General features: G+C 64.6%; 13 protein-coding genes. 10 read left to right on the top strand and 3 right to left on the bottom strand.

Features of this window, described 5'->3' with window-relative positions; genetic code table 11:
- Position 1: 1 nt before the first annotated feature.
- Both BKY27_RS04640 and BKY27_RS04635 read left to right on the top strand, forming a co-directional pair.
- Positions 2-1,474 (top strand): carboxypeptidase M32, encoded by a 1,473-nt coding sequence (locus BKY27_RS04640; protein ID WP_071673278.1) that lies wholly within the window; start codon positions 2-4, stop codon positions 1,472-1,474.
- A gap of 3 nt (positions 1,475-1,477) precedes the next feature.
- A complete protein-coding gene (locus BKY27_RS04635; protein WP_071673277.1) occupies positions 1,478-2,665 on the top strand; it encodes an MFS transporter in 1,188 nt (395 codons plus the stop codon).
- Between the two features lie 16 nt (positions 2,666-2,681).
- Here BKY27_RS04635 and BKY27_RS04630 read toward each other — a convergent pair whose 3' ends face one another.
- Positions 2,682-3,473 (bottom strand): enoyl-CoA hydratase, encoded by a 792-nt coding sequence (locus BKY27_RS04630; RefSeq protein WP_071673276.1) that lies wholly within the window; start codon positions 3,471-3,473, stop codon positions 2,682-2,684.
- Between the two features lie 65 nt (positions 3,474-3,538).
- On the opposite strand from BKY27_RS04630, the gene BKY27_RS04625 reads away from it, so the two are divergent.
- The 3 genes from BKY27_RS04625 (at position 3,539) to BKY27_RS04615 (ending at position 5,771) form a co-directional block, all read left to right on the top strand.
- Complete coding sequence (locus tag BKY27_RS04625; RefSeq protein ID WP_071673275.1) at positions 3,539-3,961, top strand: PaaI family thioesterase; 423 nt, start codon at positions 3,539-3,541, stop codon at positions 3,959-3,961.
- A gap of 73 nt (positions 3,962-4,034) precedes the next feature.
- Positions 4,035-4,790 (top strand): SDR family NAD(P)-dependent oxidoreductase, encoded by a 756-nt coding sequence (locus tag BKY27_RS04620; protein WP_071673274.1) that lies wholly within the window; start codon positions 4,035-4,037, stop codon positions 4,788-4,790.
- 33 nt (positions 4,791-4,823) lie between these two features.
- Positions 4,824-5,771, top strand: a complete 948-nt coding sequence (locus BKY27_RS04615) for a 1-phosphofructokinase family hexose kinase (RefSeq protein ID WP_071673273.1) — start codon at positions 4,824-4,826, stop codon at positions 5,769-5,771.
- Between the two features lie 92 nt (positions 5,772-5,863).
- Here BKY27_RS04615 and BKY27_RS04610 read toward each other — a convergent pair whose 3' ends face one another.
- Positions 5,864-6,424 (bottom strand): YcbK family protein, encoded by a 561-nt coding sequence (locus BKY27_RS04610; RefSeq protein ID WP_071673272.1) that lies wholly within the window; start codon positions 6,422-6,424, stop codon positions 5,864-5,866.
- A 346-nt stretch (positions 6,425-6,770) separates the two neighbouring features.
- Between BKY27_RS04610 and BKY27_RS04605 the strand changes: the two genes are divergently transcribed.
- From BKY27_RS04605 to BKY27_RS04590, 4 genes are read left to right on the top strand one after another with little or no spacing between them, the layout of a single operon-like run.
- Positions 6,771-8,378, top strand: coding sequence for a L,D-transpeptidase family protein (locus tag BKY27_RS04605; protein ID WP_071673271.1), 1,608 nt, complete (start codon positions 6,771-6,773; stop codon positions 8,376-8,378).
- 36 nt (positions 8,379-8,414) lie between these two features.
- Entirely contained in the window at positions 8,415-9,503 is a 1,089-nt protein-coding gene (gene lpxD, locus BKY27_RS04600; protein ID WP_071673270.1) for a UDP-3-O-(3-hydroxymyristoyl)glucosamine N-acyltransferase, read from the top strand.
- 36 nt (positions 9,504-9,539) lie between these two features.
- Complete coding sequence (locus tag BKY27_RS04595; RefSeq protein WP_071673269.1) at positions 9,540-9,800, top strand: acyl carrier protein; 261 nt, start codon at positions 9,540-9,542, stop codon at positions 9,798-9,800.
- Positions 9,797-11,008, top strand: coding sequence for a beta-ketoacyl-[acyl-carrier-protein] synthase family protein (locus tag BKY27_RS04590; RefSeq protein WP_071673268.1), 1,212 nt, complete (start codon positions 9,797-9,799; stop codon positions 11,006-11,008). The genes BKY27_RS04595 and BKY27_RS04590 overlap by 4 nt, the downstream gene beginning before the upstream one ends.
- A gap of 83 nt (positions 11,009-11,091) precedes the next feature.
- Here the strand turns inward: BKY27_RS04590 and BKY27_RS04585 are convergent, their stop codons facing one another.
- The gene (locus BKY27_RS04585) at positions 11,092-11,742 is read right to left on the bottom strand and encodes an invasion associated locus B family protein (protein ID WP_071673267.1); all 651 of its coding nucleotides are present in this window, start codon (positions 11,740-11,742) and stop codon (positions 11,092-11,094) included.
- 467 nt (positions 11,743-12,209) lie between these two features.
- Here BKY27_RS04585 and BKY27_RS04580 point away from each other — a divergent pair, with 467 nt between their 5' ends.
- Positions 12,210-13,796 carry a helicase HerA-like domain-containing protein gene (locus tag BKY27_RS04580; protein ID WP_071673266.1) on the top strand — a complete coding sequence of 529 codons (1,587 nt, stop codon included), beginning with the start codon at positions 12,210-12,212 and terminating at the stop codon, positions 13,794-13,796.
- The last annotated feature ends 95 nt before the right edge of the window (positions 13,797-13,891 follow it).

Here is a 13,891-nt window from a genome sequence, read left to right as displayed (position 1 = left end):
CATGTCCGCCTATGACGATCTGATCGCCTATCAACATGATACGCAGGCTTTGGCCGAAGTGATGGGGCGGCTTGGCTGGGATCAGGAAACCGTGATGCCGCGCGGTGCCGCTGACCAGCGGTCCGAGGAAATGGCGGCGATGGAAAGTGTGTTGCACGCGCGCCGCACCGATCCCCGCGTTGGCGAATGGCTGCAACAGGCCGAGGCCAAGGACGACGTGGCCAAGGCCAATCTGCGCCTCATCCGGCGGCACTATGACCGGGCGGTGAAAGTGCCCGCCGATCTGGCCAAGGCGCTGGCCAAGGCGACCTCGCGCGCGCAAGGCATCTGGGCCGAGGCGCGTGCCGCCGAGGATGTGGATGCCTTCCTGCCGACATTGACCGAAATCCTCCGTCTGCGGCGCGAGGAAGCGGCGGCCATCGCGGGTGACGCGGACCCCTATGATGCCCTTTTGCAAGACTATGAGCCCGGAACCACAGGGGCCGAGATCGAGGCGCTGTTTTCCCGTATGCGCCCCCGGCTGGTCGAGCTGCGCGGCAAGATCCTGTCGTCGGGCTACGATCCCGAACCGCTGGCGGGCCATTTCCCCGAAACAACGCAGCTCCTCTTCACGCACGAGATCGCCAAGACCTTCGGCTACGATTTCGCCCACGGCCGGATCGACAAGGCGGTGCATCCGTTCAGTTCCGGCTCGGGCCATGACGTGCGGATCACCACGCGGGTCGATGAGAGCGAGCCGCTCGGCTGCCTCTATTCCACGATCCACGAGGTCGGCCACGGCTGCTATGAGCAGCATATCGAGGATGCCTACTTGCTGAGCGTGCTGGGACAGGGCGTGTCGATGGGCGTCCATGAAAGCCAGAGCCGGTCCTATGAAAACCAGATGGGCCGCAGTCGCGCCTTCACCGGCTGGCTCTTCGACAAGATGCGCGACACCTATGGCGACCTCAACCTGGCCGACGCCGACGCCTTCCATGCCGCCGTGAACCGCGTGCGCTCGGGCTATATCCGCACCGAGGCGGACGAAGTGCACTATAACCTGCACATCCTGCTGCGCTTCGATCTGGAGCGGGCGCTGATCAAGGGCGATCTGGAGGTGGCAGATCTGGAGGCCGCGTGGAACGACCGCTTCCACGCCGATTTCGGGGTGGCCGTGGACAAGCCGTCGAACGGGATGCTGCAAGACGTACATTGGTCAGTGGGCTTGTTCGGTTATTTCCCGACATACACGCTTGGCAATGTCTATGCCGGGTGCCTGTTCAAGACGCTGCGAGAAGACCTGCCGGAGGTGGATGCGCAAATGGCGGCGGGCGACCTGTCTGGGGCTACCGGATGGATGGCCGAAAACCTCCAACGTCATGGCGGCCTGCATGAGCCGCGCGAGATCGTGGAACGCGCGTCGCGCGCGCCGGTCAGCGAGGGGCCGCTCCTCGATTATCTCGACGCCAAGTTCGGCGCGATCTACGGCCTTTGAGCGATGACCGCGCGTCCCGATCAGGTGGCGCGCGGCCCTGCGGTCTGGATGTTGGCCGTGGGGCAGACGCTGGCTTATGCCTGCCTCTATTACATCTTCGCGGCCCTCATCCTGTCGTGGCAAGAAGACCTGGGGTGGGAGCGTACCCTGCTGGCAACAGGGCCGACCATTGCCATCGTGATTTCCGCCAGCCTCGCGCCGCTGATGGGGCGGCTGGTAGATCTGGGCAGAGGCCCCGAGATCATGCTGGTGGGGGCGGCGCTTGGCGCGGTGGCACTGTCGCTGTTGGCGATGGCGACCACACCGGCCGCCTATCTGACGGCTTGGGCGCTGATCGGGCTGGCGCAATCGGCAAGTCTCTATGAAACCTGTTTCGCCTTCCTGATCCGCCGCCTTGGGTCTGCCGCGCGGCCTGCCATCGTGCGGGTCACACTGGTTGCCGGTTTCGCCTCGACACTGGCCTTTCCGGCGGGTGCGGCCCTGAGTGCATGGATCGGTTGGCGCGGCGCGGTCTGGGTGGCGGCGGCGATCATGGGGCCAGTGATGGTGCCCCTGATCTGGCGGGCCACCCACATCATCCGGCGCGAGGGGGCCGACCCGCAGGACCGCGCGGCAGAGCAGGGGGCGTGGGGCCGAGCAATCCGGTCGCGGCGGTTCTGGATGCTGGCGTCGATCATGGCGCTTGTGGCGCTCAACCACTGGATGCTGGTCAATTTCGCCGTCCCGATCTTCGTCGACCGGGGCGCAGCCGAACCGATGGCGGTCCTTGCTGCCTCGACCGTGGGCCCCGCGCAGGTGCTGGGGCGGCTCGTTCTGATGCGGTTCGAGTCGCGGATCGGCACCGCGCGGGCCACGCAGATTACCTTTCTGGGCATGGCGCTTGGCACGCTGGCGCTTTGGGCGGCCGGCCTGACGCCAGAGTTGATCTTCCTGTTCACGGCGGTGCAAGGCGCGGCGGTCGGCGTGGTGACCATCCTGCGCCCGATCCTGATTTCCGAGGTGATGGGGCCAGCGGGTTATGGCGCGATTGCCGGTACGATCCAGATCCCGGCCCTGCTGGCCGGGGCGCTGGCCCCGCTTCTGGGCGCGCTTGTGCTGGACGGGCCGGGGGTGCCGGGGCTGCTGGTGCTGTCGGTCCTGTTTATCGGCGCAAGCCTCGGTCTGGCCGCGCGCCTGTTGCGGCAGGGCTGACCCCGCCGCGGGGGGGCTATTGCTCCCAACCGGGATCGCGTTTTTCGAGGAAGGCAACGATGCCCTCGCCGGTGTCGTCATCGAGCATGTTCTCGACCATCACCGCGCCGGTGTAATCGTAGGCCTTGTCCAGCGGCATCTGGATTTGGTCATAAAAGGCCCGCTTGCCGATCCGCACCGCCGAGCCAAGCTTTTCGGCAATGGTCCGGGCCAGTCCGAGCGCCTCTTCTTCCAACCGGTCGCCATGAACCGACCGGTTGATCAGGCCCAGCTCCAACGCCCGGTCTGCCGAGATGAACCGGCCCGTGGTCAGCATCTCGAAGACCTGTTTGCGCGGGATGTTTCGGCTGAGCGCAACCATGGGCGTGGAACAGAACAGGCCTATATTCACACCGTTGACGCCGAAACGGGTATCGTCCGCCGCCACTGCCAGATCGCAAGAGGCGACAAGCTGGCACCCCGCCGCCGTGGCGATGCCGTGCACCTCGGCGATCACCGGTTGCGGCAGGCGCGGGATGGTCTGCATGACCTCGGAACAGCGGCTGAACAGGTCGCGCAGCGCCGCTGCGCCCTGATCGGCGTCTTCGCGCTTGGCGCGCAATTCCTTGAGATCATGGCCCGCGCAGAATGCCTTGCCGACGCCGCGCAGGATCACCACGCGTTGGCTCTGATCGGTCATCAGTGCGCCGAATTCATCTTTCAGCCGCGCCAGCATCTCGTCTGACAGCGCATTCAGCGCTTTCGGCGCATTCAGCGTCAGCCGCGTGATCGGTCCCAGATCCTCGCGCAGAAGAATGTCGTCCCCCATGCGTCCCTCCCTTGCCATTTTGTTGTTTTCGGGCAAAGCCTAGGGCCAAAAGGAGGGGCAGGGCAATGACATTGGCAATGGACAAAACAGCGCTGGCGGCGTTCCTGACAGCGGAATTTCCGCAGGTAGCGGCCGATTTCGTCATCGAAGACCTGCGCGACATGCAGATCACCGTGCGGCTCATGGTAGATGACGTACATCTGCGGCCCGGCGGCACGGTGTCGGGCCCGTCGATGTTCGCGCTGGCGGATGTGTCGGTCTATCTTGCCGTGCTGGCGATGATCGGACCCAAGGCCCTGAGCGTGACCACGAACATTTCCATGGATTTCATGCGCAAACCGGCGGCGGGGGCGGATCTGATCTGCGAGACGCGGCTGTTGAAGCTGGGGCGGATGCTGGCCGTGGGAGACTGCCTGATCCGCTCGGAAGGCCAAGAGGCCCCGGTTGCGCGGGCCTCGATGACCTATGCCATTCCGCCAGAGCGGTAGGACGCTGCGTTGCGATTGACGGGGGTGGCGCGCTGCCGGTAATTGAACGCATGTTCATTTAAGGGAGGCGGACATGGATATCGCACAGGCAAAGGTAATCGTGACCGGCGGGGCCAGCGGCCTTGGGGCGGCGACAGCCACGCATTTCGCCGAGGCGGGCGCCAAGGTGACGATTTTTGACCGCGACGCCGTGCGTGGCGGTGACATGGCCCAAACGCCGGACATCAGCTTTGCCGAGGTCGATGTCACCTCCGAAGACAGCGTCGCGGCGGGGGTTGCGCTGGCGGTCGCGGCCATGGGCGGCATCACGGCGGTGGTGAACTGCGCGGGCATCGTGACCGGGGCGAAAACTGTTGGCTCCAAGGGGCCGTTCCCGCTCGACGCGTTCCAGCGCACCATCGACATAAACCTTGTCGGTGCCTTCAACGTCGCCCGGCTGGCGGCCGTCGAGATGGCGAAAAACGATCCCGATGCCGATGGCGAGCGCGGCGCGATCGTCAACACCGCATCTGTCGCCGCGTTTGACGGGCAAAAGGGGCAGGCGGCGTATTCCGCTTCGAAGGCCGGGATTGCGGGGCTGTCTCTGCCGATGGCGCGGGACATGGGAACGCTCGGCATCCGTGTCAATGCGATTGCGCCGGGGCTGTTCCTGACGCCGATGCTGGAAAGCCTCGGGCCGGAGATGATGGAGGAGCTGGCCAAGGACGTGATTTTCCCGCGCCGCCTCGGCAGACCCGAGGAATTTGCGCGGATGGCCCGGTTCATGGTCGAGATGCCCTATCTCAACGGCGAAACCGTGCGGCTCGACGGGGCGCTGCGGCTGCCCTAGGCTTGGACGACCCCCGTTGCTTTGCAGAGTGCCATGACCCCGATTCTGACCATCACGCTCAACCCCGCCGTCGATCTGGAAACCGCCACCCAATCGCTCACCCCCGGCCCCAAGCTGCGCTGTGACCCGCCGCAGCTCGATCCTGGCGGCGGCGGTATCAACGTCTCGCGCGCCCTGTCGGAATTGGGGGGTGACAGCCTTGCGCTGGTGGCCTCGGGCGGTGGCATGGGGGCGGTGCTGGAAGGATTGCTGTCCCGCGAAGGCGTGCGAGTCCGGCGGCTGGAAGCCCCGGGGGAAACCCGCCAGAGCCTGTCTGTCTTTGAAAGCGGCACCGGAAAGCAGTTCCGCTTCATCTTTCCCGGCCCGGATTGGACCGAGGCGGATGTCGCGCGGGCAGAAACGCGGATTGCCGAGACGATCCCCACCGATGGTCTGGTGGTGCTGTCCGGCAGCCATCCGCCGGGCTTTCCCGACGATTTTCCGGCGCGCCTGGTCGCGCGGTGCAACGAAGTGGGCGCGCGGGTGGTTCTCGATACCTCGGGCGCGGCCTTGCGGGCCCTGTCGGCAGGGCGGATTTCCGGTCTGGATGTTCTGCGCCTCGATCTGGAAGAGGCCGAGACACTGGCGGGCCACCGCCTTCCAAGTGCGGGGGAAAGTGCTGATCTGGCCGACGCGCTGCGGGCCAAGGGCGTGGCGCGGGTCGTTGTTCTGGCCCGCGGTGCCGAAGGCTCGGTTCTGGTCAGCGAGACAGGCCGATGGCTGGCCCGTGCGGCGGATGTGCCGGTGCGTTCCAAGACCGGGGCGGGGGATAGTTTCGTGGCGGGTTTCACCCTTGGGTTGTCACGGGGCGAGCCATTGCCCGACTGCCTGCAACGCGGCGCTGCGGCGGCCAGCGCTGCGGTGATGACCGGCGGCACCCGGCTGTGCCGCCGGGAGGATGCCGAGCGGCTGATGGCCGAGTGCCCGGTGCAGCGCCTCTGACAACAGAAAAGCCGACCCGATGGGTCGGCTTCGCTCTGTCCCTCGTTATCTTCGCGGCCAGGTCTTGGGCAGATTGGCCGGTCGTCTTGGTCTCAGCCCCCCCAGGTGCGGACCGGGCCGCAATCCATATGGGTGAAGTTGGAGCCGGAGTAGCGCCCGACGCCGCCTGCGTTGCAGGATTCGGCTGCCCCCGCCACCTGCTGTACCGACCGCCCCTCGACCCGAAGGTCGGCGGCCTGGCCTTGCATGTGAAGCGAGTTCCGGGCCACCCCGGAGGACCGTGCGCGCAACATTGCGTTGGTTTCGGGCGAACGATAGCCCGACAGCAGCAGGTAAGGTTGCGGCGTTTCCAACAATCCGTGAGTGGCGGCTGCGATATCAATGGTGCGCGCATCAATATCGTGGGCTTCATGCACACGCCAGTCGCGCATGAAGTAGGTGATTTCTTCGACGGCCGGTCGGATGTATTCGCCGTCGATCCAGTAGACCATGTTGATGGTCTCCCCGGTGCGTGCGGAATACATGTTGATCCGCCGAATGTCGCCAGCACCCCGGAGGATGCCGAATGCATTGGCCGAGTAAGGCGCCGCGACCACTGTGGCCGCCGCGAAGGCGCCAAGAAGCGACCGACGCGAGATCGTTGCTTTCGTCATGAGATTTGCCCCGTCCTTCTGCCCGTTCCATCCGATGTCGCTGTGCTCGCGACTTGTTACATGTCCGTCCCCAGTGTGGGGTTTATGACACAATTGAAACTTTCTCGAAAGACCTGAGCTGGTCTCTCTCGTCCTTGCAGCAGCCTGTCGGCAGGATTCCGCCAAAATGGCGGACGAATCGGGGCTTTTCGCCGATTCTTCGGCAGGCGTTGCGTCCGGGACACGTCGCAATTCGAAATCGGTGTAGCAGGCCGGTCTTTCAAAAACGTGAATAGACTCCCGGTCGGCAGGCTGTTGGGCTATCTTGCAGGAATTAAGTCAACATGCGCGCGGAAAAGGTGATTTCATGATGCTCAAGTTATTCAACCGATCCCTGCTGCCCGTTCTGGCGGTGTCTCTGGGGATGTCGCTCGTGGCTCCGGCTCCGGCCGCGGCGCTTGTGACGGCCTTTCGGCAAGCCATTGCCGAAGGTGTTGCCGAACACGATGACATGGCCGCGTTCTACCGCGAGCGGGCGTTTGAACCGATCTGGACCGGCGAGGGTGACGCCGAGCGCCGTCATGCGCTGCTGGTGGCGCTGGAACATGCCAATGTGCATGGCCTGCCGGTGAACCGCTATGATCCGAACGACTTGCGCGCGGCCTTCCTGAACGCCGACAACCCCTATGATCGGGGTCGGGCCGAAATTCTCGCCTCCTCCATGTTCCTCGCCTATGCCCATGACGTGCAGTCCGGCATTCTGGACCCGAGCGATTACGTTGAAGAGATCTTCCGCGAGATTCCGCGCCGCGACCCTTCCGATCTGCTGGCCGGTGTCGCGGGCGACGATCCGCAGGGTTTCATCGACTCGCTGCCGCCCGCCCATCCCGACTACCTGCGCCTTCAGCGCGCGATGCTGGCGATGCAGCGCATGATTGCCGATGGCGGCTGGGGGCCGACCGTCTCGTCTGGCCGGATGGAACTGGGCGACCGGGGGCCGGGCGTGGTGCAGTTGCGCGACCGCCTGATCCGAATGGGCTACATGTCCCGCTCGACCACCGCCGTGTTCGATGCCGATATGGAGGCCGCCGTGCAGCGCTTCCAGACCAATCACGGTTTGCTGGCCGATGGCGTCGCCGGGCCAAGCACCATCGAAGAGGTCAATGTCGGCCCGGAAACGCGGCTGCGTGAAATCATCCTCGGGATGGAACGCCAGCGGTGGCTGAACTGGGAAAACCCTGATCGGGGCGACCGCCATGTCCTTGTGAACATTCCCGACTACCACGCCTATGTGATTGACCATGAAGAGGTGACCTTCTCGACCCGCGTCGTCGTGGGCGCGCGTCCAACCAACCAGCACACACCCGAATTTTCGGACGTGATGGAACATCTGGTCATCAACCCGAGCTGGAACGTGCCGCGCTCGATCGCGGTGAACGAATACCTGCCGGCGATGCAGTCGAACCCAGGGGCCGCCGGGCATCTGCAACTTCTGCAAAACGGCCAGCAGGTCAGCCGACAGGGCCTCGACTTCAGCCAGTTCACGCCCTCGACCTTCCCCTTCGACCTGCGTCAGGGGCCGGGGCCGGGCAACGCGCTTGGCCGGGTCAAGTTCATGTTCCCGAATAGGCACAACATCTACCTGCATGACACCCCCTCGCGCAGCCTGTTCGCGCGCGAGACACGGGCGTTCAGCCATGGCTGTGTGCGGGTCCAGCGTCCGCTGGAACTGGCCTATTTCCTGCTGGCGCGGCAGGAATCCAACCCCGAGTCCTATTTCAACCGCATCCTGAACTCGGGTCAGGAAACGCAAGTCAACCTTGCCACGCAAATCCCGGTGCATCTCGTCTACTGGACGGCGTTTGTTACCCCGGACGGGCACTTGAATTTCCGCCGCGACATTTACGGCCGCGACAGCGATCTTTGGCGCGGGATGGAAGCGGCCGGGGTGGAACTTCCGTCCTTCAACAGCTAAAGCTCAAGCCGCAACATTCAGCGGCGGAGCACGACCATGGCACTGACCATCCGCGAGATTGCCGAGGCGCTTGATGCCAAGGCCTTCGGCAATCTCGACCTCCAGATCGAGGGGCTTTCGGAACCTTCGGGGGCCGGTCCCGCCCAACTCGCCCTTGCCATGGCCCCGGCCTATGCCGAAGGTCTGGCGCAGGGGCAGGCCAAGGCCGCCGTTCTGGGGCCGGACATGGACTGGCAAGCCTACGGGCTGGACGCCGCCATCGTTGTCGGCCGCCCGCGCTATGCCATGGCCGGGCTGACCGCCTCGCTTGACCCCGGCCCCGAAATCGCGCCCGGCATCCACCCGACCGCCATCATTGACGACAGCGCCACCGTCGGTATCGGCGCCGCCATCGGCCCCTTCGTCGTTGTGGGGCACGGTGCGGTGATCGGCGCGCGGGCGCGCATCGCCAGCCATGCCTCGATCGCGGAACATGCCCGTATCGGCGATGACGCGCTCTTGATGCAGGGGGTGCGCATCGGCTCTCGCGTGCGGATCGGAGATCGCTTTATCGCCCATCCCGGCGCAGTTGTGGGCGGTGACGGCATGTCTTTCGTGACGCCCGAAAAATCCACGGTGGAACAGGTGCGCGAGACGATGGGGCAGGCAACCGCTGCGGAACAAAGCTGGACCCGCATCCATTCGCTGGGGGCTGTGCGCATCGGCGACGATGTGGAAATGGGCTGCAACGCCTGTATCGACAAGGGCACCATCCGCGACACGGTGGTGGGCAATGGCTGCAAGATCGACAACCTTGTGCACCTTGCCCACAACGTTCAGACCGGCGACCATTGCCTGTTCGCGGCGCTCGTGGGGATCGCGGGGTCGACCACGCTTGGCGACCGGGTGGTGTTCGGCGGGCAGGTCGGCGTTGCCGACAATCTCACCGTCGGCTCGGACGTGGTGGCCGGTGGCGGCACCAAGATCCTGTCCAACGTCCCCTCGGGCCGTGCCGTGATGGGCTATCCCGCGGTCAAGATGGAAACCCACGTGGAAGGCTACAAGGCGCTTCGCCGCCTGCCGCGGCTGGCCAAGACCGTCGCAGATTTACAGAAAGCCGTTTCAAAACTGTCCAGCAGCGGCTAAGTCGCGGGCAGGGATCATTTCAGGGATCGACAGACCATGGCCGACGTTGCGCAGAAAGTCAGAGAGATCATCGCCGAACAAGCCGTTCTCGACGTTGAGGACGTGAAACCCGACGCCACACTCGACGACCTCGGGATCGACTCGCTCGGTCTGGTGGAAAGCATCTTCGCCATCGAGGAAGCCTTCGACATTCAGGTGCCGTTCAACGCCAACGAGCCCGAAGCCAGCGATTTCGACATTTCAAATGTCGCGGCGATCATCAAGGCGGTCGAGGGTCTGGTGGCCTCGAAGACATGAAACGTGTCGTCATCACCGGTCAGGGCACCATCAACGCGCTCGGGGCCGATGTCGCCTCGACCAAGGAGGCAATGCGCGAAGGGCGCTGCGGCATCGCAGAGCTCGACATTCGGGATGTCGACAGGCTGGCCGTCAAGATTGGCGGCCAGATCAAGGATTACGATCCCGAGACGCTGTTCAACCGACAGCAGATATCTCTCTATGACCGGTTCACCCAGTTCACGCTGATTTCCGCCCGGCAGGCCATTGCACAAGCGGGTCTGGAATTTCATGGCGATCTGGCGGCGCATTCCGGTGTTGTCCTCGGCACCTCGGGCGGCGGAATGCAGACCCTGGATGAAAATTACCGCTCGGTTTACGAAGAGGGCAAGAACCGCGTCCATCCTTTCGTGGTGCCCAAGCTGATGAACAACGCAGCCGCGAGCCACGTCAGCATGGAATTCAACCTCAAGGGGCCAAGCTTCACCGTGGCCACCGCCTGCGCCTCGTCCAACCACGCCATGGGGCAGGCTTTCAACATGATCCGGTCCGGCATGGCCAAGGTGATGGTCACCGGCGGGACCGAGTCCATGCTGTGCTTTGGCGGCGTGAAGGCCTGGGAAGGGCTGCGCGTCATGTCCAAGGATGGCTGCCGCCCGTTCAGCGCCACCCGCAACGGCATGGTGCAGGGCGAGGGCGCGGCGGTCTTCGTCTTCGAGGAATACGAGCACGCCAGGAAACGCGGGGCAGAGATATTGGCCGAAGTGGTGGGCTTCGCCATGACTTCGGACGCCTCGGATATTGTCATGCCCTCGAAACAGGGCGCGGCACGGGCCATCGCCGGGGCGCTGACTGATGCGCGGATGCCCCCCGAAGAGGTCTGCTATATCAACGCCCATGGCACCGGCACGGCGGCCAATGACAAGGTGGAATGCGCGGCGGTGGCCGACGTGTTCGGCCATCACGCCGATGATCTGATGATTTCCTCGACCAAGTCGATGCATGGTCACCTGATCGGCGGGACCGGCGCGGTCGAGCTTTTGGCGTGCATCATGGCCCTGACCGACGGGGTTATCGCGCCGACGATCAATTACGAAGAGCCCGACCCGGAATGCGCGCTCGACGTGGTGCCGAACGAAGCCCGCGAGGTCGAGGTCGGCGCAGTGTTGTCCAACGCCTTTGCCTTCGGTGGGTTGAACGCGGTTCTGGCGCTGCGCAAGGCGACCTGAGGCCCGGTGCGGTCGTCACCCGTTGCAAACGAAAACGCCCGCGACCGGATCGGCGCGGGCGTTTTGCTGTCAGGTCGACGCGATCACTCGGATGCGGCACCGTCCGTGGCACCCTGCGCTTCGGCGGCGGCACGCATCTGTGCGACGGCGTCGTCGTTATAGGCTTGCAGCGCTTCAAACCCGGCGGTGAAGCCCGACAGCGACAGGCTCAGCGGGACCGACTGGTCGGGGGCCTGAAGCGGCACGATGCTGATGGTGGCTTCGCTGCCGGCGCGGAAGGTCTGAATGTCGTCGCTCGACAGGCCGAGGCGGACATAACAGCCGATCTGCTGACAAAAGCTGAACGGGTAGACGCGGGCGGGGTTGCTGTCCACCGCCATGCGCATCTGACCTGTCAGCAGCGTATCCAGCGGCGTCACCACGGTCGCGCCTGCCGCCAGGTCGCCGTTGCCTTCGGGAATGCCGAAGAGGTTGAACTCGGCCACCGGATTGTCCTGCGCGTCGGTCAGCAATTGATAAAGCTGGCAGGGATCGGGCTGGTCCTCGGGGCTGACGATGCAGCGCATTTCCCAATCGCCAAAAGTGTCGCTGACATAGGTCGACCCGACCTCGGGCGCACCAAGCGACAGGCCTGCTTCACCACCCCCTGCGGCGGGGGCATCGGTGGTTTGCGCGGCCAATGGCAGGGCAAGGGTCGTTGCCAAAAGGGCAGCGGACAGGGGAAGGATCTTCATCTAGGCGCCTCGTTTTCTGAACATGCAGAAGAATTTTACTCGCCCGTTGGCTAGCACGGGTGGGCGGCGCTGTCAGGAAGATTTTTTGGCGCAAGTCAGGGCGGCGGGCAGAAAATGGCCGAAACGGCCGGAAGAGAGCCAAACGAAAAGGGCCCGGCATGGGGCCCTTTTCAATGTCTTTTTTCTCTCCCTGTCGGACTGGCCGACTTTCTGGCTGAACGCTAGGGCAGGAGCGGGCAGCCGTCAACAGGGCTTTTCGTGTTTTGTGGCTGATTTGAACGGTTTGATCCCCGCTTTCCCCCAAGGGTTGAAAAAAACCGCGTCGGGGATCGCCCGACGCGGCCAGTCAACAGGGAGGAAGATCATGATCGCCGGGCCGAAAGACCCGGCTGCCATGTCTGGAGACTGGCACAGGATGGTTAAGAATGTATTGTGCCGAGAGGATTATTCGATTTTCGGGACAGGTCATGAGCGACGGAATATTCGTGGGCGGCGGCGGGCAGGGTTATGGGGCGCCGCAAACTCTCTTGCTGAAATACGCCAACCGGCACGGGCTGATCGCGGGGGCGACCGGCACCGGCAAGACCGTCACGCTGCAAATTCTGGCTGAAAGCTTTTCGGCACAGGGCGTGCCGGTCTTCCTGTCGGATGTGAAGGGCGATCTGTCGGGCCTTGGCGCGGCAGGCAGCGAGACCTTCAAACTGCATGATGCCTTCATGGACCGCGCGGGCAAGATCGGCTTCGCCGACTACGGATACAACGCCTTTCCGGTGACCTTCTGGGATCTCTACGCAGAGCAGGGGCATCCGGTGCGCACCACGATTTCAGACATGGGGCCGCTTTTGATCTCGCGCCTGCTGGAACTCAGCGAGGCGCAAGAAGGCATCCTCAATATCGCGTTCCGCGTGGCCGATGAACAGGGGCTGGCGCTGCTGGATCTCAAGGATCTGCAATCCCTGCTGGTCTGGGTGGGCGAGCACCGCAAGGAACTGTCCTTGCGCTATGGAAACGTCTCGACCGCCTCGATCGGTGCGATCCAGCGGCGGCTGCTGGTGCTGGAAGGGCAAGGCGGTGAGAGGTTGTTCGGGGAACCGGCGCTGGACCTGTCCGATATCCTGCGCACCGATCTCGATGGCCGCGGCCGCATCAACATTCTGGCCGCCGACAAGTTGATGGACAGTCCCCGCCTCTATGCCACCTTCCTGTTGTGGCTTCTGTCGGAATTGTTCGAGGAATTGCCCGAGGTCGGCGACCCGGACAAACCCAAGCTGGTGTTCTTCTTCGACGAGGCGCATCTCTTGTTCGACGACGCGCCCAAGGCTTTGGTGGACAAGGTCGAACAGGTGGCGCGGCTGATCCGCTCCAAGGGCGTCGGCGTCTATTTCGTCACGCAAAACCCCGCTGACGTGCCCGAGGATATTCTCGGACAGCTTGGTAACCGTGTGCAGCACGGCCTGCGCGCCTATACCGCCAAGGACCGGCGCGAGTTGAAACAGGCCGCCGAGAACTACCGCGACAACCCCAGTTTCGAAACCGAGGACGCGATCCGCGAGGTGGGCGTCGGCGAGGCCGTGACCTCGTTTCTCGAGGCCAAGGGCGTGCCCGGCATGGCGGAACGCACGCTGATCCGCCCGCCGTCATCGCGGCTTGGCCCGATTGACGAGGGCGACCGCGCGATTCTGGTCGCGGCCTCGCCCATCGCGGGCAAATACGAGGCGGCGGTCGACCGTGAAAGCGCCTACGAAGTGTTGGCCGAACGCGCCGCCAGTGCTGCCCGCGCGGCGGCGGAAGCCGAGCAGGCGGAACAGGCCGACGACAGCCCCTCGGGCCGCGAATACCGTGCGGCGCGGCGTTATAGCGGGTCGCGGGTCAGCCGGTCGACCTCTCGGGTGCGCGACGATGGCGAGGACGCGGCGCCATCGCGCCGGGCGTCGTCGCGGCGCAGCGACTCGGTCGGAACCGCCTTCGCCAAAAGTTTTGCCCGCCAGATCGGCACCCAGACCGGACGAGCGGTGGTGCGCGGCATCCTCGGGGGGCTGTTTCGCGCGCGATAAGCGGGGATCGGGGGCGCTTCTGCGCGGCTTTGCCGCGGCGCATCTTCACGGCTTTGCGACCGGTTGACGCCCGCCCTTGGCGGCGGCTGCGCGGT

Origin of the sequence: Nioella nitratireducens, from assembly GCF_001879715.1 — a bacterium.
GTDB lineage: Bacteria > Pseudomonadota > Alphaproteobacteria > Rhodobacterales > Rhodobacteraceae > Nioella > Nioella nitratireducens.
Note: the sequence above shows the minus strand (reverse complement) of the source record. Positions and strands in the feature narration are given on the sequence as shown.